Source organism: Pseudomonas sp. R3-56, assembly GCF_051132075.1.
GTDB lineage: Bacteria > Pseudomonadota > Gammaproteobacteria > Pseudomonadales > Pseudomonadaceae > Aquipseudomonas.
Window position 1 is genome coordinate 2,037,745 of record NZ_CP071657.1, and the last position, 26,959, is coordinate 2,064,703.

General features: G+C 62.6%; 23 protein-coding genes. 15 read left to right on the forward strand and 8 right to left on the reverse strand.

Annotation, left to right across the window (positions count from 1 at the left end; genetic code table 11):
• Positions 1-89 precede the first annotated feature (89 nt).
• Complete coding sequence (gene sigX, locus J3P96_RS09330) at positions 90-680, forward strand: RNA polymerase sigma factor SigX (RefSeq protein WP_025212681.1); 591 nt, start codon at positions 90-92, stop codon at positions 678-680.
• 107 nt (positions 681-787) lie between these two features.
• On the forward strand, positions 788-1,822 hold the full coding sequence (locus tag J3P96_RS09335) for an OmpA family protein (protein ID WP_058542369.1): 1,035 nt from the start codon (positions 788-790) through the stop codon (positions 1,820-1,822).
• 724 nt (positions 1,823-2,546) lie between these two features.
• Here the strand turns inward: J3P96_RS09335 and cobA are convergent.
• The 8 genes from cobA to J3P96_RS09375 form a co-directional block, all read right to left on the reverse strand.
• Positions 2,547-3,302 carry a uroporphyrinogen-III C-methyltransferase gene (gene cobA / locus J3P96_RS09340; protein WP_434656607.1) on the reverse strand — a complete coding sequence of 252 codons (756 nt, stop codon included), beginning with the start codon at positions 3,300-3,302 and terminating at the stop codon, positions 2,547-2,549.
• Positions 3,303-3,312: 10 nt separating this feature from the next.
• Positions 3,313-6,030, reverse strand: a complete 2,718-nt coding sequence (locus tag J3P96_RS09345; protein WP_434656609.1) for a nitrate reductase — start codon at positions 6,028-6,030, stop codon at positions 3,313-3,315.
• Positions 6,030-6,347 (reverse strand): nitrite reductase small subunit NirD, encoded by a 318-nt coding sequence (gene nirD, locus J3P96_RS09350; protein ID WP_434572891.1) that lies wholly within the window; start codon positions 6,345-6,347, stop codon positions 6,030-6,032. Before nirD ends, J3P96_RS09345 begins: the two co-directional genes overlap by 1 nt.
• The gene (nirB, locus tag J3P96_RS09355; protein ID WP_434656612.1) at positions 6,344-8,797 is read right to left on the reverse strand and encodes a nitrite reductase large subunit NirB; all 2,454 of its coding nucleotides are present in this window, start codon (positions 8,795-8,797) and stop codon (positions 6,344-6,346) included. Before nirB ends, nirD begins: the two co-directional genes overlap by 4 nt.
• A 426-nt stretch (positions 8,798-9,223) precedes the next feature.
• Positions 9,224-10,894: a protein kinase domain-containing protein gene (locus J3P96_RS09360; RefSeq protein WP_434656615.1), complete on the reverse strand. Its 1,671-nt coding sequence runs from the start codon at positions 10,892-10,894 to the stop codon at positions 9,224-9,226.
• Positions 10,895-10,903: 9 nt separating this feature from the next.
• The gene (locus tag J3P96_RS09365) at positions 10,904-12,115 is read right to left on the reverse strand and encodes a nitrate/nitrite transporter (protein WP_305499861.1); all 1,212 of its coding nucleotides are present in this window, start codon (positions 12,113-12,115) and stop codon (positions 10,904-10,906) included.
• Positions 12,116-12,583: 468 nt separating this feature from the next.
• Positions 12,584-13,159: an ANTAR domain-containing response regulator gene (locus tag J3P96_RS09370; protein WP_047737436.1), complete on the reverse strand. Its 576-nt coding sequence runs from the start codon at positions 13,157-13,159 to the stop codon at positions 12,584-12,586.
• Between the two features lie 14 nt (positions 13,160-13,173).
• On the reverse strand, positions 13,174-14,385 hold the full coding sequence (locus J3P96_RS09375) for a CmpA/NrtA family ABC transporter substrate-binding protein (RefSeq protein WP_434656616.1): 1,212 nt from the start codon (positions 14,383-14,385) through the stop codon (positions 13,174-13,176).
• Positions 14,386-14,628: 243 nt separating this feature from the next.
• Between J3P96_RS09375 and J3P96_RS09380 the strand changes: the two genes are divergently transcribed.
• From J3P96_RS09380 to J3P96_RS09440, 13 genes are read left to right on the forward strand one after another with little or no spacing between them, the layout of a single operon-like run.
• Positions 14,629-15,369 (forward strand): helix-turn-helix domain-containing protein, encoded by a 741-nt coding sequence (locus J3P96_RS09380; RefSeq protein ID WP_434656617.1) that lies wholly within the window; start codon positions 14,629-14,631, stop codon positions 15,367-15,369.
• A complete protein-coding gene (gene sctC, locus J3P96_RS09385; protein ID WP_434656619.1) occupies positions 15,366-17,018 on the forward strand; it encodes a type III secretion system outer membrane ring subunit SctC in 1,653 nt (550 codons plus the stop codon). The genes J3P96_RS09380 and sctC overlap by 4 nt, the downstream gene beginning before the upstream one ends.
• Positions 17,015-18,121, forward strand: a complete 1,107-nt coding sequence (gene sctW, locus J3P96_RS09390) for a type III secretion system gatekeeper subunit SctW (protein WP_434656621.1) — start codon at positions 17,015-17,017, stop codon at positions 18,119-18,121. The genes sctC and sctW overlap by 4 nt, the downstream gene beginning before the upstream one ends.
• Before the next feature lie 23 nt (positions 18,122-18,144).
• Positions 18,145-20,196, forward strand: a complete 2,052-nt coding sequence (locus tag J3P96_RS09395; protein WP_434658141.1) for an EscV/YscV/HrcV family type III secretion system export apparatus protein — start codon at positions 18,145-18,147, stop codon at positions 20,194-20,196.
• A gap of 12 nt (positions 20,197-20,208) precedes the next feature.
• The gene (locus J3P96_RS09400) at positions 20,209-20,613 is read left to right on the forward strand and encodes an Invasion protein B family (RefSeq protein WP_434656622.1); all 405 of its coding nucleotides are present in this window, start codon (positions 20,209-20,211) and stop codon (positions 20,611-20,613) included.
• Entirely contained in the window at positions 20,613-21,899 is a 1,287-nt protein-coding gene (gene sctN, locus J3P96_RS09405; RefSeq protein ID WP_434658143.1) for a type III secretion system ATPase SctN, read from the forward strand. Before J3P96_RS09400 ends, sctN begins: the two co-directional genes overlap by 1 nt.
• Complete coding sequence (locus J3P96_RS09410; protein ID WP_434656624.1) at positions 21,883-22,338, forward strand: type III secretion protein; 456 nt, start codon at positions 21,883-21,885, stop codon at positions 22,336-22,338. The genes sctN and J3P96_RS09410 overlap by 17 nt, the downstream gene beginning before the upstream one ends.
• Complete coding sequence (locus J3P96_RS09415) at positions 22,335-23,210, forward strand: SpaN/EivJ family type III secretion system needle length determinant (RefSeq protein ID WP_434656627.1); 876 nt, start codon at positions 22,335-22,337, stop codon at positions 23,208-23,210. Before J3P96_RS09410 ends, J3P96_RS09415 begins: the two co-directional genes overlap by 4 nt.
• Positions 23,207-24,130: a FliM/FliN family flagellar motor switch protein gene (locus J3P96_RS09420; protein WP_434656629.1), complete on the forward strand. Its 924-nt coding sequence runs from the start codon at positions 23,207-23,209 to the stop codon at positions 24,128-24,130. The genes J3P96_RS09415 and J3P96_RS09420 overlap by 4 nt, the downstream gene beginning before the upstream one ends.
• Positions 24,123-24,782, forward strand: coding sequence for an EscR/YscR/HrcR family type III secretion system export apparatus protein (locus J3P96_RS09425; RefSeq protein WP_434656632.1), 660 nt, complete (start codon positions 24,123-24,125; stop codon positions 24,780-24,782). The genes J3P96_RS09420 and J3P96_RS09425 overlap by 8 nt, the downstream gene beginning before the upstream one ends.
• Positions 24,783-24,790: 8 nt before the next feature.
• A complete protein-coding gene (locus tag J3P96_RS09430; RefSeq protein ID WP_434629577.1) occupies positions 24,791-25,045 on the forward strand; it encodes an EscS/YscS/HrcS family type III secretion system export apparatus protein in 255 nt (84 codons plus the stop codon).
• Between the two features lie 2 nt (positions 25,046-25,047).
• A complete protein-coding gene (sctT, locus tag J3P96_RS09435; RefSeq protein ID WP_434656634.1) occupies positions 25,048-25,851 on the forward strand; it encodes a type III secretion system export apparatus subunit SctT in 804 nt (267 codons plus the stop codon).
• On the forward strand, positions 25,826-26,860 hold the full coding sequence (locus tag J3P96_RS09440) for an EscU/YscU/HrcU family type III secretion system export apparatus switch protein (RefSeq protein WP_434629582.1): 1,035 nt from the start codon (positions 25,826-25,828) through the stop codon (positions 26,858-26,860). Before sctT ends, J3P96_RS09440 begins: the two co-directional genes overlap by 26 nt.
• The last annotated feature ends 99 nt before the right edge of the window (positions 26,861-26,959 follow it).

A 26,959-nucleotide genomic window follows, 5' to 3' on the forward strand; every position in this document is an offset into this window, starting at 1 on the left:
CGGCAAATCCTGCTAATGTATGCCGCCGCAAAATGCCCGCCACGGCGGGTTGCGGCGCACATTGACCTAGACTGTCGGCCCGACTTGTTTTGAACAAACCCCAATCGCTATCCACGCGCTACGACCCCCGTGATCTCTCTGATGAGGAGTTGGTCGCGCGCGCGCATACGGAGCTGTTCCACGTCACGCGCGCCTATGAAGAGTTGATGCGCCGTTACCAGAGAACTTTATTTAACGTTTGTGCACGATATCTTGGGAACGATCGCGATGCTGATGATGTCTGTCAGGAGGTGATGTTGAAGGTGCTTTACGGGTTGAAGAACTTCGAGGGGAAATCGAAGTTCAAGACCTGGCTGTACAGCATCACCTACAACGAATGCATCACGCAGTATCGAAAGGAACGGCGAAAGCGTCGCTTGATGGACGCTTTGAGCCTGGACCCCCTCGAGGAAGCGTCTGAAGAAAAGGCGCCCAAGCCCGAGGAAAAGGGTGGGCTCGACCGCTGGCTGGTTTATGTGAACCCGATCGATCGGGAGATTCTGGTGCTACGATTTGTCGCAGAACTGGAATTCCAGGAGATCGCAGACATAATGCATATGGGTTTGAGCGCGACAAAAATGCGTTACAAGCGCGCGCTCGATAAGCTGCGTGAGAAATTTGCAGGCATTGCCGAAACTTAGTTCGGCGCAAATATCTCTTACGTGTAGGCAAGTTCTGATAGACTTGCCGCCGAGTTGTCCCCCGGTTTGCGGGACTGCTTCACAATCACCAGATGGGGATTTAACGGATGAAACTGAAAAACACCTTGGGCTTTGCCATTGGTTCTTTGATTGCTGCCACTTCGTTCGGCGCTCTGGCACAAGGCCAAGGCGCAGTTGAAATCGAAGGCTTCGCCAAGAAAGAAATGTTCGACAGCGCTCGTGATTTCAAGAACAACGGCAACCTGTTTGGCGGTTCGGTTGGTTACTTCCTGACCGACGACGTTGAACTGCGTCTGGCCTACGACGAAGTGCACAACGCACGTACCGACGACGGCACTAACGTCAAGGGCGCCAACACCGCTCTGGACGCTCTGTACCACTTCAACAACCCAGGCGACATGCTGCGTCCTTACGTCTCTGCCGGTTTCTCGGACCAGAGCATCGACCAGAATGGCAGCAACGGTCGTAACCGTTCTACCTTCGCCAACGTTGGTGGCGGCGCCAAGCTGTATTTCACTGACAACTTCTACGCCCGTGCCGGCGTTGAAGCTCAGTACAACATCGACCAGGGCGACACCGAGTGGGCGCCTAGCGTTGGTATCGGTGTGAACTTCGGTGGCGGTTCCAAGCCAGCCGCTGCTCCAGTTCCAGCACCTGCTGAAGTCTGCTCCGACAGCGACAACGATGGCGTGTGCGACAACGTCGACAAGTGCCCTGACACCCCAGCCAACGTAACCGTTGACGCTGATGGCTGCCCAGCTGTTGCTGAAGTCGTACGTGTTGAGCTGGACGTCAAGTTCGACTTCGACAAGTCGGTCGTTAAAGAAAACAGCTACGGCGACATCAAGAACCTGGCTGATTTCATGAAGCAGTACCCATCCACCAGCACCACTGTTGAAGGTCACACTGACTCCGTCGGTCCTGACGCTTACAACCAGAAGCTGTCCGAGCGTCGTGCAAACGCCGTCAAGCAGGTTCTGACCAACCAGTACGGTGTTGAATCGTCCCGCGTTCAGTCTGTTGGCTACGGCGAATCCCGCCCAGTTGCCGACAACGCCACTGAAGCTGGTCGTGCAGTTAACCGTCGCGTAGAAGCGCAGGTTGAAGCCCAAGCTAAGTAATTAGCCCAAAGCTTTGGAAAAGCCCGGCTCAGGTCGGGCTTTTCTTTGCCTGCGATTTGGTTGATCAGGGGGCGGGGCTCGGTAAACACAAAACCTGTGGGAGCGAGCCTGACAGTCGACCTGTCTCTCCCAGTCGTACCCCAATCTCATTGTGGGAGCGAGCTTGCTCGCGATGGCGGCCTGACAGTCGGCCAGGATTTTGTTGACTGGGTACATATCCGTTGCTGCGGTAACGGCGGCTTATGGTTCCGCTTTTACAGCGGCTCACTTTTAAGAGGCCCGGAAGCCGGCCCAGTCAAAAGTAAGCAAAACGCCTGTGCCCCACCACTCGGCACCTCGCTAAGGCTCGGCATGCCCTCACTCCGGCATTGCTCCGTGGGCCCGCCGCGAAGGGCCGTCCCTGGCCCAGCGCGGCTATCCCGGCATCCATGCCGGGATGCCCACTGCGCAATGCCTGCGTTCGGCCAGCGTGGTTAACGGGGCGCCGAAATCAACGTCCACCGCGAGGCGGCCTTATAGCCGACCTGGTTTTGGGTGGATCCGCGTTTCCCTGTGGGAGCGAGCCTGCTCGCGAAGGCGGCCTGACAGTCGACCTATCTCTCCCAGTCGTACCTCAATCCCATTGTGGGAGCGAGCTTGCTCGCGAATGCGGTAAATCAGTCACCAGTGAGGTTGCTGATACATTGCATCGCGAGCAGGCTCGCTCCCACATTGTGCAGGGCTGTCAGATGGCTGATGCCTGGGCGAAGACCGGCGGGGAGGCAGCCAGTTCGGCTGCACCGGCCACCGCGCCAATCACCAGGATCGCCGGGCTCTTGAGTTGAAACGCGACGGCATCCGTCTCCATCGAGGCCAGGTCGCTGCGGCAGTCACGTTGATGGGGCAGGGAGGCGTTTTCGATCATCGCTACCGGCGTGTCCGCTGCCAGTCCGCCGGCCAGCAGTTGCTCGCGGATCTCGCTCAGTTTCGCCACGCCCATGTACACCACCAGGGTCGTGCCACTTTGCGCCAGGGCTTGCCAGTTCAGGCTGCTGCCGTCCTGGGTGTGAGCCGTTACCAGGGTCACGCCCCGGGCAACCCCGCGCAGGGTCAGTGGGATGTCGCACTGGGTCGCGCCCGCAAGACCGGCGGTGATGCCATTGACCAGCTCCACCTCGACGCCGTGCTCGCGCAGCCACTGTGCTTCTTCACCGCCCCGGCCGAAGATGCACGGGTCGCCGCCTTTGAGGCGCACCACGCATTTGCCTTGGCGGGCATAACGCAACATCAGCCGGTGGATAAACGCCTGGGGAGTGGAGCGGCAGCCGCCGCGCTTGCCGACGGCGATGATGCGCGCACTGGGGCAATGCTCCAGCACGGCGTCGTTGACCAGGTCGTCGATCAACACCACGTCGGCCTCGCCCAGGGCGCGCACGGCTTTGAGGGTCAGCAATTCAGGGTCGCCAGGACCCGCACCTACCAGCCAGACTTTTGCGTTCATAGTGTTTTCCTCATGAGATCGCGGCGACCGGTTGCGCGGTGGCAACCAGCAGGCGCTTGATTTCCGGTACGCAGGAACCGCACTGCGTGCCGCAGCCCAGTTCTTTTTTCAGGCCCTGCAAATCCAGGCCGCGCTCGATGCCCGCGCAAACCGCACGCTGGCTGACATTCATGCAATTGCACAGCGTCTTCCCACCAGCCGTGGCGGCGCCGGTGTTACCCGGCGGTGCGCTCAAGGGGGCCAGCAGCCAGCGCCGCAACTGGTCGTCGGCGCGCCCTTCCAACCAGAGGTTTTGCAGCCAATGCCGGGCCAGGGTTTCGCCGGCCAGGCGAATGGCGGTGATGCGGCTGTTTTCGATCCGTACCCGCTTGCCAATGGCGCGGCGCGGGTCGTCATAGGCCAGGACCGGGCCTTCGATCAGCCCCAGCTGTTCGTCGATCGCCTGCAAAAGCTGCGGTTCGGGCGCCACGGCGCTGGCAGCGCGTATCAGCAACGCTGGACGGTCGCGGCCGGTCAGGCTCAGGCTGACGTAGGAAAACGCCTCACACAGCGGACGCAACGCCTCCAGATGCTGTTGAACATTGCCCTCAACCAGAGCGAACAGCTGCCAGGGCAGGTTCACCGGTTCCAGGCGTACGCCGCTGTGCTTGAGTTCCGGCTGTTTCGACAACGGGTCGAATGCCGGTTGAGTCAGGGTGTTGACCCCGCCCTTGAGAAACCGGTCGCCCCAGTGCATGGGCAGGAAGGCCTGGCCTGGGCGCACGCTGTCGTCGCTGTCCACGGCCACGATCACGCTGCCGCGACGACTCTTGAGGCTGACCAGGTCGCCGGCCTGCAGGCGATGGCGAAGCAGTTCGTCGGGATGCAGGCTGAGCACCGCTTCGTTCACATGGCCGAACAACTGCGCGGCGGTACCGGTACGGCTCATCCCGTGCCACTGGTCGCGCAGCCGACCCGTGTTCAGCGTCAGGGGGTAGCGTGCGTCGCGCAATTCCTTGGCGGCGCGATAAGGGTCGGCCACGAATCGGGCGCGGCCGCTGTCAGTCGGGAAAATCCCGTCCCCGTACAAGCGCGCTGTTCCGACCGTGGCGCCCTCCGGGAAGGGCCATTGCTGAGGGCCGAGGCGGTCGATCACGTCATGGCTGATTCCGGACAGGTCCAGGTCGCGGCCACGGGTCAGTTGCTTGTATTCATCGAACAAGTGGGCCGGGGTTTCAAAGGCGAACAGGCTGGGCTGGCCGGGGCGCAGGCGTTTCTCCAGTCGTTGCGCGAAATCTACCGTGATCGCCCAGTCCGGCCGTGCTTCACCCGGTGCGTTTATCGCCCGGCGAACGTGGGAAATGCGTCGTTCGGAGTTGGTGACCGAGCCTTCTTTTTCGCCCCAACTGGCCGCTGGCAGCAGCAGGTCGGCAAAGGCGGCGGTTTCGGTAGTCCGGAAGGCCTCTTGCAACACCACGAACGGGCAAGCTTGCAGGGCTTCGCGCACGGCGGCCTGGTCCGGCATCGACTGGGCCGGGTTGGTGCAGGCGATCCACAGGGCCTTGATCTTGCCGCTGCGAACCTGCTCGAACAATTCGATAGCGCTCAAGCCTGTGGTGCTCGGCAGTTGCTCAACGCCCCAATAGCTGGCGACCTCGGCGCGATGCTCCGGATTGCCGGCTTCGCGATGGCCCGGCAGCAGGTTGGACAGGCTGCCGGTTTCGCGGCCGCCCATGGCGTTGGGCTGGCCGGTCAGCGAGAACGGTCCCGCGCCCGGTCGGCCGATCTGGCCGGTGGCCAGGTGCAGATTGATCAGCGCGCTGTTTTTTGCGCTGCCGGCAGTCGACTGGTTCAAGCCCATGCACCACAACGAGAGGAAACTTGGCGAGGTGCCGACCCACTCGGCGCATTGGTGCAGTTGCTCGACGCTGATCCCGCACAGCTGGGCAACCATGGCGGGGGTGTAGTCGCGCACCAGATTCTTCAGGTCAGCCAGGCCTTCGGTGTGTGCCTTGATGAAGCTGCGGTCGACCCAGTCTTCCCACAGCAGCAGATGCAAGATCCCGTGGAACAAGGCGACATCGGTGCCAGGCAGGATCGCCAGGTGCAGGTCCGCCAGGTCGCAGGTGTCGGTGCGCCGAGGGTCGATGACGATGACTTTCATCTGCGGCCGGCGGGATTTGGCTTCTTCGAGCCGACGAAACAGGATGGGATGGGCGTAGGCCATGTTACTGCCGACGATCATCACGCAGTCGCTCAGCTCCAGATCCTCATAGCTGCACGGTGGCGCGTCGGCACCCAGGCTGCGCTTGTAGCCCACCACGGCGGAGGACATGCACAGCCGGGAATTGCTGTCGATGTTGTTGGTACCGACCAGCGCCCGGGCGAGTTTGTTGAAGGCGTAGTAATCCTCGGTCAGCAGTTGGCCGGAGATGTAGAAGGCCACGCTGTCCGGTCCGTGCTCGACAATCGTGTCGGCGAAGACGTTGGCGGCATGGTCCAGGGCGCTGTCCCAATCGGTACGGCCACGGGCCAGGCCTTTGCCCAGCCGCAGTTCGGGATAGAGGGCGCGCGCGGCGAGGTCGCCGGTCAAGTGCAGGGTCGAGCCCTTGCTGCACAGTTTGCCGAAGTTGGCCGGATGGGTGGGATCGCCACTGACGCCGAGAATGCGCTCGCCGTCATGTTCGATCAGCACGCCGCAACCGACCCCGCAATAACAGCAGGTCGAGGCAGTCGTCTGGCGGTTCATCAGCTTGCGTCCCGCAGGGCCAGCATCACCCGGCCGTTCTCGACGCGGGCCGAATGATGATGGGCGCAGCCCACATCGGGCGCCTGGGCCTCGCCGGTTTCCAGATCGATCTGCCAGTTGTGCAGCGGGCAGGCCACGCGCTTGCCGTAGATCAATCCTTGGGACAGCGGGCCGCCCTTGTGCGGGCAACGGTCGTCGAGTGCGAATACTTCATCGTCGCTGGTGCGAAAAATCGCGATATCACCTTTCGGCCCGTTGATGATGCGTGAGCCCAAGGCGTTGATGTCTTCCAGCGCGCAGATATCCAGCCAGTTCATGCCAGTACCTCCAGGTTCTTCACGGGGATGACCTCGAACTCTTTTTTCAGTTGCGGTTGTTCCAGCCGTTGTTTCCAGGGGTCCTGCTCCAGCGACAGGGAAAACTTCAGGCGCTCGTGCAGGGCCTTGCGCCGCTCCGGGTCTTCCAGCACGGCTTTCTTGATGTGTTCCATGCCGACGCGCTGCAGGTAGTGCACGGTGCGTTCGAGGTAGAAGGCTTCTTCGCGGTACAGCTGCAGGAAGGCGCCGTTGTATTCGCGCACTTCTTCGGCGGTCTTGAGCTTGACGAAAAACTCGGCGACTTCGGTCTTGATCCCGCCGTTGCCACCGATGTACATCTCCCAGCCGGAATCTACGCCGATGATGCCGACGTCCTTGATGCCCGCTTCCGAGCAGTTGCGTGGGCAACCGGAGACCGCCAGCTTCACCTTGTGCGGCGACCACATGTTGAACAGGTCGTGCTCCAGCTCGATGCCCAATTGGGTGGAATTCTGCGTGCCGAAGCGGCAGAACTCGCTGCCCACGCAAGTCTTCACGGTGCGAATGGATTTGCCATAGGCGTGGCCGGACGGCATGTCGAGGTCTTTCCAGACGCCGGGCAGGTCTTGCTTCCTGATGCCCAGCAGGTCGATACGCTGGCCGCCGGTGACCTTGATCATGGGCACGTTGTATTTGTCGGCCACGTCGGCGATGCGGCGCAGCTCGGATGGGTTGGTCACGCCGCCCCACATCCGTGGGACTACCGAGTAGGTGCCGTCTTTCTGGATGTTGGCGTGGGCGCGTTCGTTGATCAGGCGCGACTGCGGGTCATCCTGGGCTTCGCCGGGCCAGGTTGAAATCAGGTAGTAGTTCAGGGCCGGACGGCAAGTGGCGCAGCCGTTCGGGGTGCGCCAGTTCAAGTAACCCATGGTCCCGGCGATGGTCAGCAGGTGCTGGTCGCGGATCGCCTGGCGGATCTGCCCATGGTTGAGGTCGCTGCAGCCGCAGATGGCTTTTTCGCTTTTCGGCTTGACGTCCGCCGCGCCGCCCACGGTGTTGATCAGGATCTGTTCCACCAGGCCGGCGCAGGAGCCGCAGGAGCTGGCGGCCTTGGTGTGTTTTTTCACGTCATCGACGCTGAACAGGCCGTGTTCCTGGATCGCCTTGACGATGGTGCCCTTGCACACGCCATTGCAGCCGCAGACTTCGGCGGTGTCGGCCATGCTCATGGCTTTGTCCTGGCCTTGGTGGCCGACGTCGCCTAAAGCGTTTTCGCCAAACATCAAGTGATCGCGGATCTCGCTGATGCCGTGGTTCTCACGGATCTGCCGGAAATACCAGCCGCCATCCGCGGTATCGCCGTACAGGCAGGCGCCGACCAGCACGTCGTCCTTGATCACCAGTTTTTTGTAGACGCCGCCGATCGGGTCGGAAAGGGTGATGGTCTCGGTGCCTTCGCCGCCCATGAAATCCCCGGCGGAGAACAGGTCGATACCGGTGACTTTCAACTTGGTCGACGTCACCGAACCCTTGTAAGTGGCGAAGCCCAGTTGGGCGAGGTGATTGGCGCAGACCTTGGCTTGCTCGAACAGCGGCGCCACCAGGCCATAGGCGGTGCCGCGATGGTTGGCGCATTCGCCGATGGCGTAGATGCGCGGGTCATAGGTTTGCATCGTGTCGTTGACGAGGATTCCGCGGTTGCACGGAATGCCCGATTTTTCCGCCAGTTCGGTATTGGGCCGGATACCGGCAGCCATTACCACCAGATCGGCGGGAATGATGTCGCCGTTCTTGAACTGGACCGAGCCGACCCGGCCGTTGCCGGCGTCGTGCAAGGCCTGGGTCTGCTCGCTGAGGCGGAATTTCAGGCCACGGTTTTCCAGGGCGGTTTGCAGCAGCTGGCCGCTGGTCTTGTCCAACTGGCGTTCCAGCAGCCATTCGCCGATGTGCACCACGGTCACGTCCATGCCGCGCAGTTTCAAGCCGTTGGCGGCTTCCAGGCCGAGCAGGCCGCCACCGATGACCACCGCGTGTTTGTGGGTCTTGGCGGTATTGATCATGGCCTGGGTGTCGGCGATGTCGCGGTAGCCGATCACGCCATCCAGAGTGTTGCCAGGGATCGGCAGGATGAACGGCGTGGAGCCGGTGGCGATGAGCAGGCGATCGTATTCGGCTTCGCTGCCGTCTTCGGCGATGACCCGGCGCTTGACCCGGTCGATCTCCACCACCTTGCGGTTGAGCAGCAGCTTGATGTTGTTGTCCAGGTACCAGCTCAGGTCGTTGAGCACGATTTCTTCGAACGTCTGTTCCCCGGCGAGCACGGGCGAGAGCAGGATGCGGTTGTAGTTGGTATGGGGCTCGGCGCCGAAGACCGTGATGTCGTAGAGCTCGTTGCTCAGTTTGAGCAGTTCCTCGAGGGTGCGAACCCCGGCCATGCCGTTGCCGATCATTACCAGTTTGAGTTTTTTCATCAGGGTTCTCCGCAAGCTCAGGCCCGTTTCATCGCGGCGGTCGGGCTGGCTCGGCAATTTTTTCGAAAACAAAAAAAGGCGTCTCGCTAGCAAACTAGCGAGGACGCCTTTGTCCTGGTCCCGTTCTCTCGGGAAGCACCGCCTTCATCGTTGGAGGCGTTGCTTTATGTATGGTGGAAGAGCTTATGCAGTGGTTGTGCCAAGTGGCGCGAGGGCTTGGATTTACTGGAGGAGGCGCGGATTGGCCGCGTTGCGGGGGGATTTATTGCACCGAATCAAAGCGTGTTGCCCGGTAATGGAGCGTGGCAGGGCTGGCGAGAAGGCTTTTGTGGCGAGGGAGCTTGCTCCCGCTGGGCTGCGAAGCAGACCCAAAAAAACGGCGACCGCTGCGCGCTCGAGCGGGAGCAAGCTCCCTCGCCACGGTGGTTATGAGTGAAACACCAAGAACAACAGCACAACATTCACCACCAACGATACCAGCGCCAACGTCCGCCAGACCTTCAGCGGCTCCCGCTCAAGCAATGGCCGGGGCCTTACGCTCAAGCTTCGCCGCTCGCCTTGTTCCAACTGCAACAGCCATTCTTCAGCCGTTTCAAAGCGCTGCGCAGGGTCTGCCGCCACGGCGCGTTCCAGGCTCTGCCCGAGCCATTCGGGCAGGTCCGGTCGATAACGATTGGCGCTCACGGGCACACCAAAGCGCGGTCGCTGGAACGCTTCAATTTCGCCGTAGGGATAATGCCCAGTCAGCAGGAAGTACAAGGTCACGCCGACGGCGTACAAATCCTGCTGCGCCGTGGGGGCGGTGCCGCCGAAGGCTTCCGGGGCGATGTAGCTGGGCGTGCCGGGCAACACGTTGGCCTGGTCCTCGGACAGGCCCGGACAGTAGGCCAGGCCAAAATCCAGCAAGCGCAATTCCCCATCGTCGCCCAGATGCAAGTTCTCCGGCTTGATGTCGCGGTGGTAGATCTGCCTTCGATGCAACAGGCCCACCGCGCGCACCAGTCGCTGCGCCAGCTCCAGCCATTGAGCCAGGGGCAACGGACCGCTTTGGTTGAACAGCTCGGCCAGGGTCACGCCCGAATATTCACGCATCACGTAGTACAGATGTTGGCGCTGGGGGACGCCATGCACCTCCGGAAATTGCCGACCCGCGACCCGCTTGAGAAACCATTCCTCCGACAACAGCGCCTGGCCGGCGCGGTTGTCATCCCGTAGTTGCACGGGCAAGGTTTTCAACAGCCAGTGTTGGCCCTGACCATCGTGTACCCGGTAGAGCAACGATTGCTGGCTCTGGCCGAGCAGGCTTTCGATCTGCCAGCCTTCGAACGCCTGGCCCGCCTTCAGTGAAGGGGGCAGCGGCCACTGTTGCAGTTGGATCAGCGCGTCGCCGATGCTCGCTTCGCCCACCGCATCGACCCGCACCAACAGCGCGCTGGCGTTGTCCTGGCTACCGGCCAGGTGCGCGGCGTTGACCAGCGTCTGCGCCGCGCGATCCAGGTCCGGCTGGTCGCGCAGGATGCCGGCAATGGCCGTGTCCCCCAGTACCGCCCAGACGCCGTCGCTGAGCAGCACGAAGGTTTCATCTTCACGCAGCTCACCGTCGAGGAAGTCGAGTATTAAATGCTGATCCAGCCCCAAGGCACGCTTGAGCACATGTTGCATGCCCTGTTGTTCCCAGACGTGATCTTCGCTGACCCGTTGCAAATGGTCGGCGTGCCACCGGTAGACCCGGCAATCGCCGACGTGCGCCAGGGTGAAGCGCCGCCCCCGCAGGACCAGGGCGCTGACCGTGGTCAGCAGCGGTTGGCCGCCGCCGTTGGCTTGCAGCCAGCGATTCTGCGCCAGCAGCAGCCGGTCCAGCGCCTGGGCCACGCCCCAGGTCTGCGGCGTGGAATAGTAGTCCAGGGCGAGTGCCTGCAAGGTCGAACGCGCGGCCAATCCGCCATCGGCGCATTGGCTCACGCCGTCGGCGATGGCGAACAGGTAACCCTTGCTGGCGGCCAGGGCCGGGGCGGGAGTGACCAGGCGCAGGGCGTCCTGGTTTTCCTCTCGGGGACCCGTGGCGCTGGCTTCGGCAAAACTCAGTTGCAGGCTCATGGTTGCAGGTTATACCCGAGCCGCGGTGACCGCTGCCGAACCCCAGGTGGTCCTCCAGCGACGCTTGACCCCGTGCAGGCCGAACCAGGCCAGGACACCGAGGCTGGCGAACAACCACAGCGCCAGCTGGTAGCTGCCGGTGCTCTGCTTGATCGCGCCCATGCCCGCCGCCAGGGCGAAGCCGCCGATGCCGCCGGCCATGCCGATCAGCCCGGTCATCACGCCGATCTCGCGACGGAAACGTTGTGGCACCAGTTGGAACACCGCGCCGTTGCCCGCCCCCAGGCCGAGCATGGTGCAGACGAACAGGGCCAGCGCCGCATAGGAACTCGGCAGGTTGAAGCCGACCGCGGCGATGCAGACAGCCGCCACGGTGTACATGCCCAGCAAGGTGCGGATGCCGCCGAAACGGTCCGCCAGCGCGCCACCCAAGGGCCGCATCAGGCTGCCACCGAAAACGCAGGCCGCGGTGTAGTAGCCGGCGGTCACCGGGCTCAGGCCATATTGGTCGTTGAAGTAGCCGGGCAGGGCGCTGGCCAGGCCGATGAAGCCGCCGAAGGTCACGCTGTAGAAGAACATGAACCACCAGCTGTCGCGGTCACCGAGGGCCTTGAGGTAGTCAGCCATGGATTTGGCCTTGGGCCGCTCCGGTGCGTTCTTGGCCAGCCAGGCGAACAGGACCAGGGTAATTACCAGCGGGATCACCGCGAAGCCGAACACGTTGGTCCAGCCGAAGGCCACCGCCATCACCGGAGCGATCAACGCGGCAAGCACGGTACCCGAGTTACCGGCACCGGCGATGCCCATGGCCTTGCCCTGGTGCTGTGGTGGATACCACTGGGAAGCCAGCGGCAGGGCCACGGCGAACGAAGCGCCGGCCACGCCCAGAAACAGGCCCAGCAGCAGGGCTTGTTCGTAGCTGTGGATGCCCAGTTTCCAGGCGCAGAACAGCGCGCCGATCACGATCACCTGGCCGACCATGCCGGCGGTCTTCGGTGAAATGCGGTCGGCCAGCAGGCCCATGAACAGGCGCAGCACGGCGCCGGCGAGGATTGGCGTCGCGACCATCAGGCCGCGTTGCTGGGTGGTCAGGTGCAGGTCGGCGGAGATCTGTACCGCCAAAGGGCCGAGCAGGTACCAGACCATGAAGCTCAGGTCGAAATAGAGGAAGGCCGCGAACAATGTCGGGGTGTGGCCGGATTTCCAGAAGCTTGAATTCATCGCGCACCTCAGCTGTAAAAGTCTCGAGAAATGAGTCAGTGCTTTGAGCAGTGCGCCGTCTGTGGTCGCACCACCGGCCCCGCGGGGCCAAAACAAAAAAACGCCGCAACCCGGATCGCCAGAGAGGCGAGGAGGGTGTGCGACGTCTTTGTCGTAGGTGGGGCAACCGCCGTTGGTTACCTGTGGGGTTGCTTAAGCGAGATCTGTGCCAACCTGCGAGGTTCGGGGGAGGCCTTCGCGAGCAGGCTCGCTCCCACAGGTGATTGGTGGCGTTCGCGATGCTGCGTGCACCCTAGAGTTCATGTGGGAGCGAGCTTGCTCGCGATGACGGTGGGTCAGTCGACAGTGATGTTGAATGCAAAATCGCTATCGCGAGCAAGCTCGCTCCCACATGGAATCGGAGGTGTTCTCGGAACCTGTGGGAGCGAGCCTGCTCGCGAAGGCGGCTGGCCAGGCGCTACAAGGCTTTCAGCCGAGCAACTCGTTCATGGCAATGATCTGCTCCGCCACCTGGATCAGCTTCTGCTGGCGGCTCATGGCCTGGCGGCGCATCAGGGTGTAGGCCTGTTCCTCGTTGCAGTCCTTCATCTTCATCAGCATGCCCTTGGCCAGTTCGATGCGCTTGCGTTCGGCCAGTTGCTGGTCCCGGGCCAGGAGTTGCGCGCGCAGGGCCTGGTCGCTTTCGAAGCGGGCCATGGCCACGTCGAGGATCGGTTGCAGGCGTGCGGCATGGATGCCTTCGACGATGTAGGCGCTGACGCCTGACTTGATCGCCTGGCGCATCACATCCGGGTCGTGCTCGTCGGTAAACATGACGATCGGTCGTGGCTGGTCACGACTGACCAGCACCACTTGCTCCATGACGTCGCGCCCGGGTGACTCGGTATCGATCAGGATCACGTCCGGACGCACCGTTTCGACGCGCGCCGGCAGGTCGATGGTCAATCCGGATTCGTCGATCACCTCGAATCCGGCTTCAATCAGGGCCGCCTTGAGACGCCCGACTTTTTTCGCGGTGTCGTTGATCAGCAGGATACGCAGCATAATCGAGGCTCCTGTCAGCGGCTGGCGAGAAGGGGAGCCGCATCGCTCAAGGCGTGCAGTTTGAAGCTGCGGGCATACCCGACCGGGTCCGAGCCGTCCCAGGTCGTGCCGTCGATCAGTTGACTGCTGCGCATGTCCTGGCGAGGCGACGTCACGCCCAGCGCCGCGCAGGCTTCACGATACAGCTTGAGCTGTTGGACCTGGCGGGCCACGGCCAGGTAGTCCGGGTCTTCGCGCAACAGGCCCCAGCGCCGGAACTGGGTCATGAACCACATCCCGTCGGACAGGTACGGCAGGTTCACCTCGCCGTCCCCATGAAAGCGCATGGCGTGGGGATCCTGCCAGCTGTTGCCCAGGCCATCGGCATAAATCCCGAGCAGGCGCGGCTCGATGCAGTCGAGCGGAGCGTCGAGGTATTCCGGGGCGCTCAACAATTGCGCGGTACTGCGGCGGTTTTCAGTGCTTTGTTCGATGAAGCGGCTAGCTTCGAGGATGGCCATCACCAGCGCGCGGGCAGTGTTGGGGTATTGCTCGACAAACGCGCGGGTACAACCCAGGACTTTCTCCGGGTGGTCGGGCCAGATGGTCTGGGTAGTCGCTAGGGTAAAACCGAGGTTCTGCTTCACGGCGCTGGCGCACCAGGGCTCGCCGACGCAGAAACCATCGATGCGCCCGGCTTGCAGGTGCGCGATCATCTGTGGCGGTGGCACCACTACGCTGTCGACATCCGACAACGGATGGATGCCCTGGGCGGCGAGCCAGTAATAGAGCCACATGGCATGGGTGCCGGTGGGAAAGGTCTGGGCGAAGGTCAGTTTCGGGCGAGTTTGGTGCACATGCTGCTCCAGTGCCTCAGGACTGGTCACGCCTTGCGCCTGCAAACCATGGGACAGGTTGATGCTCTGGCCGTTCTGGTTCAGCCCCATCAGCACGGCCATATCGGTCGGCGCGACGCCGCCGATCCCCAGGTGCACGGCATAAATCAGGCCGTACAGGCTGTGGGCCGCGTCGATTTCACCGCTGACCAGCTTGTCCCGCAAGTTGGCCCAGGAGGCCTGGCGCTTGAGGTTCAGCGTCAAGCCGTAGGGCTGGGCGAAGCCCTGGGTGGCGGCCACGACCACCGGGGCGCAGTCGCTCAGGGCCATGAAGCCGAGGTTGATCGCGCTCTTTTCCGGGGCATCGCTGCCATTGACCCAAGCCAGGGGGGTGGCTGGAATTTCATTCATCGCGCATCACCTTCCGCATAAAAAAGCGCCGTGCCCGGACCGATGCCAGAGCAAGGCCGGAGGACGACGCCGTTGTCCTTGAAACAGTGTGGCACTCATTCCGCCATTGGGATGGGTGCCGATGAACACGAAGGGTGCAAGGCATATGCCAGCTCGCGCCTCATCACCTTCCCATCAGGATTGCGGACGGCGTGCCTTGCATCCTGTCGCTCCTTTCATCGCCACCTGGCAAAGGAGACGGATGTGCAGGAAAAATCGTTTTGCTTCCCGGCCTCGCCTGATCTGCGCGGGCGAGTGCTGCACCTGCGTGTTGCCCTGGGCCCGGTTCAACTGAGCGCGGGACAGCCGGGCCTCGGTCAGACACTGCCGTCCGGGTGGGAGGGGCTGCTGGTGCTGAGCGATTCGCTGCAATTTCACGGCGGCGAATTGCACGTCACGCCGATTGACGAAGCGCCGTTGGTAAAGCTACTGGCTTTTTTCGACATGAGCGCTGCCTTCTCCGGGCAAAAGGCCGATGTTGCGCCCTGGGCGCTGTTATCGGTAGACGAAGGAATCGTCCGCTCGCCGCAGCGCCTCGAACGCTGGTACATCGAGCAGGCGATGCGCGGCACCGAGGCCTATCACGCGGTGGCCAACCTGTTGCGTCACCAGGAAAGTTACGGGCTGGTGCGTTTTCTGTTGGAGCAGGGCACTCACAGCGAAAAGCTCAACACCCTGGCACAGCGCTACGGTGTCTCGGTTTCGCATTTTCGCAGGCTTTGCCGACAGGCCCTGGGGAGCGCGGCCAAACCGGCCCTGCGTGGTTGGCGCACGGCCCGGGCGTTACTGGACATGAGCCTGCGGGACGGTTCCCTGACCGACGTGGCGCTGGAGTTCGGCTTTGCCTCTTCTTCGCATTTCTCTCGGGAGATTCGTCAATTGGTGGGTTTTACGCCCAGCAGCCTGGCTGACATTACCTACTTGCCCAGGCCAGTGAACCGATGAAATGCCGATTGTCCCTTACCGCTCTTCTCGTCTATTGCCTGGGCATCGCGGTGCTTGCGCCCGTTGCCGCGCAGGCCGATGTCTATACGTTCGAAGCCCGGGAGCAGAGCGCAAGGACATTTTTCAGCGAACTCTCCGCAGCCTTGGGCAAGCCGGTGATTGTCAGCAAGGCCGCAGCGGTCAAGCGGATCGGCGGGACGTTCGACCTGCGCACGCCGCAGCGGACTTTCGAGCGAGTCAGTGCGCAGATGGGGTTGATCTGGTACAGCGATGGCCAGGCGATCTACCTGTATGACGCTGCGGAATTCAAGAGCTCGATGATGTCGCTGCAAACCCTGACCGTGGCCAGGCTCCAGGCATTCCTCGGGCGTTCCGGACTGGATGATCCGCGTTATCCGTTGCGCCACGACGGTTTACGGACCTTCCATGTGTCGGGGCCGCCGATCTATGTCGACCTGGTGACGCAAGCCGCAAGCTTGATGGACAACCAGCGCTCGGAGCTGCTGCTGGGCAAGCAACAGATCGGCGTCATCCATGTGCGCAACACCTTCGTCGGTGACCGCAAGTATGAACTGCGTGACGACAAGGTCACCGTCCCCGGGCTGGCCACGGTGATCGAGCAGTTATTGCAGGGCGAGAAGCGTGGTGTCGAGCCGGTAGTGGCGCAAGCCCCGGCCCAACAAACGCGTGGATCGATGCCGCAGTTCCCGTTGGAGGGGCTGGCAAACGCCTCGTCGGACCAGGACCCGCTGGCACCGCGGATCATTGCGCGGGAGCTGGCCGCCGGCAACATTCGGGTGGTGGCCTATCCGGACACCAACAGTCTGTTGGTCAAGGGCCTGCCGGAGCAGGTCCACTTCATCGAAAATCTCGTCAGTGCCCTGGACACGCCGAAACGACACGTCGAGTTGTCGTTGTGGATCATCGACCTGCACAAGGATGAGCTCAATCAACTGGGCATCAACTGGCAAGGCGCATTGAAGTCGGGCGGCCAGTTCAGTGCATCGCTCAACGCCGGTTCGGCCACTACCCTGGACGGTGTTTCGTTCGTCACCCAGGTCATGGCGCTGGAGCGTACCCAGCGGGCCAACGTCGTCTCGCGCCCGGTCATCCTGACGCAAGAGAACGTGCCGGCGATCTTCGATAACAACCGCACGTTCTACGCGCCGCTGGTAGGCGAGCGCAGCGTCGATCTGCAGCATGTGACCTACGGCACGCTGGTGAGCGTTCTGCCGCGTTTCGCCCAGTCGGATGAAATCGAGATGCTGCTCAATATCGAGGACGGCAACGAGGTGGAGAACCCCGGCCAGGGCGAACAGCAAGGGGCTTTGCCGACGGTCGGGCGCACGCGTATCAGCACCGTGGCGCGGGTGCCACAAGGCAAGAGTCTGCTGGTCGGCGGGTTCACCCGCGATGACCACGGCGAGCAGATCGGACGCATCCCGGTGCTGGGTTCGATTCCCTGGATCGGCAGGTTGTTCAGCTATCGCCAGAGCCGCTCGGCCAACACGGTTCGGGTGTTCCTGATCCAGCCCAAGGAGATCGTCGATGCCCTTGAGTCGGCCACGCTGGAGCAGGGCGCAGAAGTGCTGAGCCCGGAGCTTCACGAACGGGTGCGCCGAATGTACTTCCGGATGTCGGAGAAATGATCCTGACCCCGACTTCCCCAGGTGGGCGAGCCGCCCAGGCGCGCTTGAATACCGAGAAGGCCGCCGAGCACCGCCAGCCGTCAGTCGACGTCGAGACGGGCCCGGACGACAGCGCGACGGCCGCGGTGGCGCAGCGCATCGTGCAGATCAGCGACGAGCTGTCGGCGGCGCTCGCACAGTTCCGTGGCCGACGGTTGTTCGAACTCAAGTCAGGTACCCAGGCCGATACCTTCGAACGAGTGCTCGAGGACGATACCGTGCCCAAGGCGCGCCAGGTATTGAGCCTGGCCCGGCTGGCGGACAAATCTGTCGACTGGTTGCTGCAGATGGCACGCAGCCTGTTTCCCGATGACAGCGATCTGGTGCTGGTGCTGCGAGCGTTGTTGCGCCGCCGCACACTCGAAGCCTCCACGCGGCAGCGACTCACGGCGCTGAAGCAGACGGTGGTTGCCCAGGCTGATCCCAAGCGCATGAACGCCGGCATCAATGCGGCGCTCAAGGCGCGAATGTTCGGTTCGAGCATGGCGGTGCGGGCCAGCCTGCTACGCGAGACCTACCGCGATTTCCTCGAGTCCGACGAAGGCCCGCTCGGTTGCTACCAGGACTGGATTGCCCAGTACGGCGCGCCACAGCGCATGAATGTGCTGGCCTTCATCGAGGCCGCATTGCTGACCGACATTAGTGCCCAGGACCCCAGTTGCTCGCGCATCGAGTTCGGCCTGCTTTTTGCCAGGGTGACCGATATCAAGCGCCTGCGCTCGGCCGACCAGCTGTTCGTCGGTGCTGTGCTCGACGATGGGCTCATCTGCCGGCACAACCCCCACGAGGCCGATTGGCTGGTGTTCCTGCTCGGCGTGTTGACCTGCCCCGATGATCTCGACCAACTGTTGCTCGGCACAGTGGGCGAGCAGGTGCTGCTCAGTTCCCACCGTGAACGCTCGATGTTGCTGCAAGCCGTGCGTCGGCTCTGCCTGCGCTTGCCCGCGCCACTGTTCGTCGACGAAGCCGCGCCGCAGCGCCTGGCCTTGCAGTTCACGCGCCTGGCCGATGTTGCCCATGCCCACGAGTGCATCGAGCAGCACCGCAGCGAGACCCAACCATGATGTCCTCCCGCAACCCGGCCTCGCTGCTCAACGTCTTTCTGCGTAATGTCAGTGCCCGGCCCGAGCTGCTGATCCTGACGTTGATGGTGATGATCATCGCGATGCTGATCATCCCCCTGCCGACGGTGCTGGTGGATTTCCTCATCGGCCTGAACATCGTCATTTCTCTGCTGGTGTTCATGGGCTCGTTCTACATCGAACGCATCCTCAGCTACTCGACGTTCCCGGCATTGCTGCTGTTGACCACGCTGTTCCGCCTGGCGCTGTCGATCAGCACCAGCCGGCTGATCCTCAGCCAGGCCGATGCCGGGGAGATCATCGCCTCGTTCGGCGACTTCGTGATCGGCGAAAGCCTGGTGGTGGGGTTCGTGATTTTTTCCATCGTCACGATTGTCCAGTTCATCGTGATCACCAAAGGCTCGGAGCGGGTCGCCGAAGTGGCGGCGCGCTTCTCCCTGGACGGCATGCCCGGCAAGCAGATGAGTATCGACGGCGATCTCAAGGCCGGTGCCATCGATGCGACCCAGGCGCGGGAAAAACGCAGTGTGCTGGAGCGCGAAAGCCAGTTGTACGGTTCTTTCGACGGAGCGATGAAATTCATCAAGGGTGACGCAATCGCCGGCATCATCATTATTTTCGTCAACTTCATCGGCGGCATGGCCATTGGTGTCGGGCAGATGGGCATGGACATGTCCACGGCCCTGTCGACCTACACCCTGCTGACCATCGGCGACGGCCTGGTCGCACAAATACCCGCGCTGCTGATCGCCATTGGCGCAGGTTTCATCGTCACCCGGGTCAACGGTGACGACAGCAACCTGGGGCGCAACATGCTCGCCCAGATGCTCGGCAACCCGTTCGTCCTGGGTGTGACCGCGCTGCTGGCGGTGGGCGTGGGCCTGTTGCCCGGTTTTCCGTTGCTGACATTCCTCTCGATCGCCAGTGTGCTGGGGCTGGTTGTGTTTGTGCGCCATCGCCGCTCGTTGCGCCAGGCGGGGGCGGACGAAAGCCGCGTCGAACCTGCCGAACAGGGGGCGGTCCAGGGCGAATCGGAGTTGCTTGATAATGTCGACGACATCGCGACAGAAACCATTGCGCTGATGCTGCTGGTGCCCACGGCACGCCTGCAGGAGCTGGAAAAGAACCGCTGGGCGGCGCGCTTTCGCAGCCAGTTCTTCGTCGACTACGGGCTGCGCATTCCGGAGCCGCGGCTACGGGCCAGCGAAGCGCTGCCGGCGCATCAAGTGGCGGTGCTGATCAACGAAGTGCGCGCCGAACAGTTCGATATCCATTTCGACCATTGGCGCCTGCTGGACTATTCCCCCGAGCTGGAACCGCTGGGCTTTGCCCTGGTGCGCGGCGACGACAGCAATCGCCTCGGCGGGGTCTGGGTCAGCGCCGCCGACCGGGAGCGGGTGCAACAGTTGGGCTACCACCTGCGACCGGCTGACGAAGAATGCTACCGCTGCCTGGTCACGTTGCTGGCGCGCAACATCCAGGAATTTTTCGGCGTGCAGGAAACCAAGCACCTGCTCGACGAAATGGAAACGCGGTATCCCGATCTGCTCAAGGAAGTCTATCGCCACGTCACGGTGCAGAAGATTGCCGAAGTGCTGCAACGGCTGGTCGGCGAACGCATTTCGGTGCGCAACATGAAACTCATCCTTGAAGCACTGGCCCTTTGGGCCTCCCGGGAGAAAGACGTACTGGCGCTGGTCGAGCACGTTCGCGGCGCGATGGCCCGCTATATCAGCAACAAGTTTGCCCGGGGCAACGAGTTGCCGGTGTTGCTGTTGTCGGCGGAATTCGAGGACGTGGTACGCCGTGGCATCCGGCAGACCTCGGGCGGCCATTTTCTCAATCTGGAACCGGCCGAGTCGGAAGAGCTGATGGACCGACTCAGTGTCGGCCTGGACAGTCTGCACATCGCCCACAAGGACATGGTGCTGCTGTGTTCGGTCGACGTACGGCGCTACATCAAGCGGCTGATCGAGGGGCGTTTTCGGGAGCTGGACGTCATGTCGTTCGGCGAAGTTTCCGAGACCGTCTCGGTCAATGTCATCAAGACGCTCTAAGGAACCCTGCAAATGATACCGATGGATATTGCCGGCCTGTTGCGCGAAGCACTGCGTCACAGCGGTTGCGTGGACAGTCAGATAGGGCACTTCGACAGCCACGGCACGATAGCGATGCAATTAAGCAATCTGCCCGATGTGAGCCTGGCCGTCGTCGAAGGCGACGTGTGGCTCTGGGCAGCGGTCGCCGAGGCGATGCCACAGTCGTTGAATTACTGTGCTTTCGATGTGCTGCATTTCTTGCTCGAAGGCAACCCGTTTTCCCGTACCGGGCAACTGCACCTGTGCGAAGTCGAGGGGCGGCTGGAGTTGCGTTTGCTGGCCAATGCCCAGGCCCTGAGCGATGCCGAGCATTTGGCCGAGGCGCTCGATTCCTTTGTGCAGGGCCTTGGACGCCTCCTGGAAATCCTCCGTTGATCAACTTCCGGCTGGAACGACGGGCGGCCCATCCGTTGCGCCTGAGCGGTCCCTTGATCGAGGCGGCGCTGAGCGAGGTGGTCATTGGCGAGATCTGTGAGGTGCGTCGGCACTGGCGCTCGCCCGACATCGCCGCCAGGGCCCAGGTCATCGGCTTCAAGCCCGGTGCGGTGCTGCTCAGTTTGCTTGGCGATGCGAAGGGCCTGTCCCGCGAATCGATGATCGTGCCGACGGGCTCGTCCCTGCAACTGACCTGTAGCGACGCCTTGCTTGGCAGTGTGGTCGATCCGCAGGGCGTCGTGGTCGAGCGCCTGGCGCCGGCGACGTTGACCGTCCAGCGCGACTGCCCGGTGGATGCCGATCCCCCGTCGTACCAGCAGCGACGGCCAGTCGTGGAACCCTTGCGAACCGGCATTCGGGTCATCGATGGTTTGCTGACCTGCGGAGTGGGCCAGCGCATCGGCATTTTTGCCGCCGCCGGCTCCGGCAAGACCACCCTGATCGACATGCTGATCGAGCACACGGACGCAGACGTCTTCGTGGTCGGCCTGATTGGCGAGCGCGGGCGCGAAGTGACCGAGTTCATCGAGCACCTGCGCCAGTCGCCCAAGCGCTCTTGTTGCGTGGTGGTGTACGCCACTTCGGATTTCTCCTCGGTGGATCGCTGCAACGCAGCGTTACAGGCCACTGCCATCGCCGAATATTTTCGTGACGAGGGACGGCGCGTGGTGTTGCTGCTGGATTCGCTGACGCGCTACGCCCGCGCGCGACGCGATCTGGCCCTGGCGGCTGGCGAAGCGCCGGCGCGGCGCGGCTATCCGGCCTCGGTGTTCGATGCCTTGCCGCGTCTGCTGGAACGACCCGGGGTGACCGCCTCGGGCAGCATTACCGCCTGGTACACGGTGTTGCTGGAAAGTGACGACGAGCCGGACCCGATCGCCGAGGAGATTCGCTCCATTCTTGACGGCCATGTCTACCTCAGCCGTGCCCTGGCGGCCAAGGGGCACTACCCGGCAATCGATGTCCTGCGCAGCGCCAGTCAGGTGGCGACGCAAGTCACCTCGCCAGAGGTCCGGCAGTTGGCTGCGGCGGCCCGGGAGATCCTGGCGCGCCTGGAACGGTTGCAGGTTTTTCTCGACATGGGCGAATACAGCCCGGGTGCCGACGCCGCCAACGACCACGCGCTGCAACGTCGCGACGCGCTTGACGGGTGGCTGCGCCAACCGACAGCCGAATATTGCGCGCCGGATAAAGCGCTGCGGAGCCTGCATGAACTCCTTGCATGATCGACGGCGCTTGCTGGCCTTCAGTCTGTTTCGCCGGCAACGCGGCGAACTGGCGGTGGTGCGCGCCCAGCGTCAGTTGCAGCCGCTGCTGCGAGAACGCGCCGGTTTCGATGAACAGGAAGCTGCGCTGCGACGCCTGCTGGCCAGCCATCGAGTGAACGATTGTGTGCTGGATCACGGACAACTGTTGACGCTGCTGCGCACCCAGGCGGTGATCCGCCGGCGGATCGACGTGTTGCGCGTCGAGCGTGACCGCGTCGAGCAGCAGTGCCGGCAGGCCGAGCAGCATTTGCTCGGGCAACGTGAGCTGCTGCGTTCATTGCAGTGCCGACATGACAAATATGTGGATTCAGTCCAGCGACTGGTGCGCGCGCAACGGCTTGAAGCGGCGCGCCGGGAAGAGCGGGAGCTGGAAGAGATGATCGGAGTTCGTCGATGAGCAAGATATCCGTGGTTCCCACTCGACCGATCCAGGTCGAGGATCCCGCCGACCGGCGTTCGAGCGATGAGCACCGGACCGAGCTGGTTCCGGTGCAGTTGGACGAGCTGCCGCAAGGTGTCCTTGATCTGATGGCTTTGCTGATACGGCCGGGACCTGCCGAACCCCGTGGCGCAATTGCCTGGCACACGACAGTCGCTGCCCGGCGAAGCGTGGAAATTGAATTCGACGGCACTGCACCGATTGTCCAGGCGACGATGGATATCGAACCAGACATCGTTCAGCCGAATCTCCGGGCAGCCATGCCTTTTTCGGAAAAGCCTTTGTTGTCCGCTACACCGGTACAACAGGCGTTGCCACAACGTCCGGAGCCGGCGGCATCTGTTGTCGACAAGGTGATGCCGGCAGCGCTTGCACTTTTGCCCGAGCCGATGAACCGTCCCCTCGCCAGTGATACGCCAACGGCCCCCATCGGCGCCGAACAGATACCCCAACTGCCGTCGAATCTTCAAGCCCCGCGCCAGGTTTCGTCAGTTGTTTCCGTGCAGCGCCCGCTGCCGCCCATGCCGTCCTCGACAAGCGACGCCTTGGTTGAAGCACTGCCATCGGCAGACCGGGGCTTGTTGCAGATCCCTTTCAACAAAGGCGCGGCCAGTGGTCAGGTGGTCATCAGCCGCGGGCCTGAAGAGCCCACTCGGAACCTGACGCTCAGCCCGAGCAATGCCTTGGTGTTCGAGCAGCTCAAGGAGCCTTTCGAGCTGGCCCGCGAGCCGGCCTGGCGACTCGCTGAACGTGGTGGCGAACAGCAGCGCCAAGGGTCGCAGCCATCGCCGGATGAGGATCAGGATGAATCGGCGGAGCATTCGGCATGAGCGCGCTGAAGCTGCGCCGCGTCGACGCTTCGGCGCACGCTCATGCCCAAGCGATTCAACGCTGGCGGCGTGCCGGGCGGGACGCGGGGCTGGAGCAGATGCCGCAGCGTCGCGGCTATCTGCGATTTCGCGCGCGGGGCGAGGGGGGCGGCTGGCAAGGGTTGATCATGGCCCACGACTGGTTGCATCACTCGATCCCCACCCTGCAACCGTTGCTGACGGCCGAATGCCCGTTGCCGAGTATCGTCGCCTTGTTTCGAGCCGTGCCACGGCCCTTGTTGCCGGACGTGGACGAGCTGGGCTACCGGGATCTGTGCGACATCGAATGCGTCGCCCCGACGCGATTACCCACTTACCCCTTGCCCTGGATCGCGACGCCGCGGGGGCGCCTGTGGTTGCAGCAGCTACCGACGCCCGGCACTGCCTGCGTCCCTTTGGAGGCGGGTTCATGGCTGAGCGATCTGCCGTTGCGACTGACCTTCGTCCTGGGCATCAGCCACCTGAGCCTCGCCAGTCGCCTGCGCCTGGCTCAGGGCGATGTCCTGCGCATCACCCGGCTGACCCGGCAGTGCTTTTTAATACAGCAATGCCTTGGCACTTTCACCTTGACCCAGGAGGGTTTACGCATGCAACCAACGCTGGCTGATGCCTGCCCGGAAGAAACGTCGGGGCCCGGCGCGCAGATTGACCTGGGGGCGCTCCCGGTGCGCCTGGAATTCGTCCTCGCCACCCATGCAACCGATCTGGCCATGCTCGCGCAGATCAGCGACGGGCAACTGATCCCCCTGCCCGGGGATGTCGCGCGAAACATCGAGGTCCGTGCCAACGGCAAGCCTGTCGCCCGTGGTGAGCTGGTGCAGTTGGACGGACAACTTGGCGTTGAACTGCTGGACGTCTATCGGGACCGTGGTGATGAATGACGTTTCGCTGATCGCCTTGCTGGCCTTCGCCTCGCTGCTGCCGTTCCTGGTGGCGGCAGGCACTTGCTACATCAAGTTTTCCATTGTCTTTGTCATCGTGCGCAACGCCCTGGGCTTGCAGCAGGTGCCGTCGAACATGGCCCTCAATGCAATTGCGCTGATGCTGGCGATTTTTGTCATGACGCCGGTCGTCAAGCAGGGCCACGACTATTACAAGACCGAAGCGGTGACTTTTACCGATATCGAGTCGGTGGTGAATTTCGCCGAGAACGGCCTGGGCGGCTACAAGGATTACCTGCGCAAGTACACCGACCCGGAACTGGCGCTGTTTTTCGAGCGAGCCCAGGCGGTCCAGGATGGAACCGACGCAGACCCGCCGGCCGATGAAGAACTGACGCCGTCTTTGTTTTCGCTCCTGCCGGCCTATGCGCTGAGCGAGATCAAAAGTGCCTTCAAGATCGGTTTTTATCTGTACCTGCCCTTTGTGATCGTGGACCTGGTGATTTCCAGCATCCTGCTGGCGTTGGGCATGATGATGATGAGTCCGGTGATCATTTCCGTACCGATCAAGCTGGTGCTGTTTGTCGCACTGGACGGCTGGGCGTTGCTGTCGACCGGCCTGGTCAAGCAATACCTGACGCTGCTGGCATAGGCGCGGCCATGAATGATCTGGTTTATGCCGGTAACAAGACCTTGTACTTGATCCTGCTTATGGTGGCCTGGCCGATCATCGTCGCCACGGTAGTCGGGCTGGTGATCGGGTTGATCCAGACCGTGACCCAGTTGCAGGAACAGACGCTGCCCTTCGGCTTCAAGTTGCTGGCGGTCGCGGCGTGCCTGTTCCTGCTCTCGGGGTGGTACGGCGAAACCCTGCTCGATTTCAGTCGTGAAGTCATCCGCCTGGCGTTGGGTTAGCGATGTCCATGACGCTGTTCTTCGAACTCTATGCCGGGTTTGCCGCCGCAACACTGGGCGTGGCTCGCCTGGCACCGATTTTTTTCATGTTGCCGTTTCTCAACAGCGGTGTGCTGACCGGCGTGGCACGCCACGCGGTGATCGTGCTGGTGGCGCTGGGGTTCTGGCGTTACGTCGGCGTGCCCGCGCCAGCCCTCGACAGCCTGGCGTTCTTCGCCCTGATGCTACGCGAGGCGGGTATCGGTGTGCTGTTGGGCGTGCTGCTGTGCTGGCCGTTCTGGGTGTTGCATGCCATGGGCAACCTGATCGACAACCAGCGCGGCGCGATGCTCAGCAGCACGGTGGACCCGGCCAACGGCGTCGATACTTCGGAGCTGGCGAATTTTCTCCAGTTGTTTGCCGCTGCGGTCTATCTCGAAGGTGGCGGCATGTTGTTGATGCTTGAGACCGTCAGTCATAGCTATCGCATCTGTGCGCCGGCGAATCACTGCCAGGTGATCCTGCCTGCCGCCCTGGATTTGCTGGATGCGCTGGTGAGCAAGACGCTGGCCATCAGCGCGCCGGTGGTGGCGACGTTGCTGATCAGCGAGGCCTTGCTCGGCTTGCTCTCGCGTTATGCGCCGCAGATGAACGCCTTTTCCGTGTCGTTGACGGTCAAGAGCCTGGTGGCACTGGTAGTCCTGATCCTGTATTTCGGCGTGCATCTGCCGGATGAAGTCCTGCGCATGGGCATGCAGGCCGATGGGTTGGCGCGCTATCTGGAAAGCGGAGAGGCCAGTCATGTCGTCCAGCGCGTCGAAGACTGAAAAGCCCACCGCCAAGCGGCTCAGGGACGCGGCGCGCAAAGGGCAGACGTTCAAGGCCAAGGACCTGGTCATCACCTGCCTGACCCTGTGCGGCATTGCCTACATGGTATTCAACAGCTCGCTGGTCGAGATCATGGACGTTTACCGGCGCATCATCGCCAGCGATTTTCAGGCGGATCTGCAAGGTTACTCGGCGACGTTGGTGCTGCTCGGCCTCAAGACGCTGCTGCCGCTGTTGCTGGTGTGCGTACTGACCAGTGCGCTGCCGGCGTTGCTGCAAAGCGGTTTTGCCCTGGCCAGCGAAGCGTTGAAGCTCAATCTGGACGCCTTGAACCCGGTCAACGGCTTCAAGAAACTGTTCAGCCTGCGGACCGTCAAGGACACCTTCAAGGCGTTGTTGTACCTGGTCAGTTTTGCCATGGCGCTGTGGATCGTCTGGATCACTCAGCGGCAGCTACTGTTTGCCCAGTTGTTTGTCCAGGCGCCGGAGTTGTTCGCGATCTGGGGGCACTTGTTGCTGGTGTTGGTGCTGGCCTTCCTCGCCTGCGTCCTGCTGATCGTCGTGCTCGATGCTCTCAGCGAATACTGGCTGTTCATGAAAGACCAGATGATGGACAAGGACGCGGTCAAGCGTGAACACAAGGAGCAGGAGGGCGACCCGCAGATCAAGGGCCGCCGCCGTGACCTGCACATGGAACTGCTGTCGGAGCAGGTCAAGTCCGATGTGCGCAGCTCGCGCATGATCATCGCCAATCCGACCCACATCGCCATCGGCGTGTATTTCCGCCCGGAAATCACTTTGCTGCCGTTCATCTCGCTGATGGAAACCAACCAGCGCGCCCTGGCCGTGCGGGCATATGCCAAGGAGGTGGGCGTGCCGGTGGTCAACGACATCGCTCTGGCCCGGCGGATTTTCAAGACCCACCAGCGCTACAGCTTCCTCCAGGTGCAGGAAGTCGAGGAAGTGCTGCGCCTGCTGATCTGGCTCGAACAGGTCGAGCAGGCTTGAAACCAAGCAAAGCCAGGCACGGCCCTTGTGGCGAGGGAGCTTGCTCCCGCTGGGGCGCAAAGCGGCCCCAAAGCCTGGCGGCGCGGTGCTTCAGACCGA

Coding starts and splice junctions, on each gene's coding strand:
- J3P96_RS09410 (WP_434656624.1), top strand. CDS start 21,883: ATGAACTCCTTGCATGATCGACGGCGCTTGCTGGCCTTCAGTCTGTTT.
- J3P96_RS09345 (WP_434656609.1), bottom strand. CDS start 6,030: ATGAACCGCCAGACGACTGCCTCGACCTGCTGTTATTGCGGGGTCGGT.
- J3P96_RS09335 (WP_058542369.1), top strand. CDS start 788: ATGAAACTGAAAAACACCTTGGGCTTTGCCATTGGTTCTTTGATTGCT.
- J3P96_RS09415 (WP_434656627.1), top strand. CDS start 22,335: ATGAGCAAGATATCCGTGGTTCCCACTCGACCGATCCAGGTCGAGGAT.
- nirB (WP_434656612.1), bottom strand. CDS start 8,797: ATGAAAAAACTCAAACTGGTAATGATCGGCAACGGCATGGCCGGGGTT.
- J3P96_RS09425 (WP_434656632.1), top strand. CDS start 24,123: ATGAATGACGTTTCGCTGATCGCCTTGCTGGCCTTCGCCTCGCTGCTG.
- J3P96_RS09420 (WP_434656629.1), top strand. CDS start 23,207: ATGAGCGCGCTGAAGCTGCGCCGCGTCGACGCTTCGGCGCACGCTCAT.
- J3P96_RS09430 (WP_434629577.1), top strand. CDS start 24,791: ATGAATGATCTGGTTTATGCCGGTAACAAGACCTTGTACTTGATCCTG.
- J3P96_RS09360 (WP_434656615.1), bottom strand. CDS start 10,894: ATGAGCCTGCAACTGAGTTTTGCCGAAGCCAGCGCCACGGGTCCCCGA.
- sctC (WP_434656619.1), top strand. CDS start 15,366: ATGAAATGCCGATTGTCCCTTACCGCTCTTCTCGTCTATTGCCTGGGC.
- J3P96_RS09365 (WP_305499861.1), bottom strand. CDS start 12,115: ATGAATTCAAGCTTCTGGAAATCCGGCCACACCCCGACATTGTTCGCG.
- J3P96_RS09375 (WP_434656616.1), bottom strand. CDS start 14,385: ATGAATGAAATTCCAGCCACCCCCCTGGCTTGGGTCAATGGCAGCGAT.
- J3P96_RS09370 (WP_047737436.1), bottom strand. CDS start 13,159: ATGCTGCGTATCCTGCTGATCAACGACACCGCGAAAAAAGTCGGGCGT.
- cobA (WP_434656607.1), bottom strand. CDS start 3,302: ATGAACGCAAAAGTCTGGCTGGTAGGTGCGGGTCCTGGCGACCCTGAA.
- sctT (WP_434656634.1), top strand. CDS start 25,048: ATGTCCATGACGCTGTTCTTCGAACTCTATGCCGGGTTTGCCGCCGCA.
- sctW (WP_434656621.1), top strand. CDS start 17,015: ATGATCCTGACCCCGACTTCCCCAGGTGGGCGAGCCGCCCAGGCGCGC.
- J3P96_RS09440 (WP_434629582.1), top strand. CDS start 25,826: ATGTCGTCCAGCGCGTCGAAGACTGAAAAGCCCACCGCCAAGCGGCTC.
- J3P96_RS09400 (WP_434656622.1), top strand. CDS start 20,209: ATGATACCGATGGATATTGCCGGCCTGTTGCGCGAAGCACTGCGTCAC.
- nirD (WP_434572891.1), bottom strand. CDS start 6,347: ATGAACTGGCTGGATATCTGCGCGCTGGAAGACATCAACGCCTTGGGC.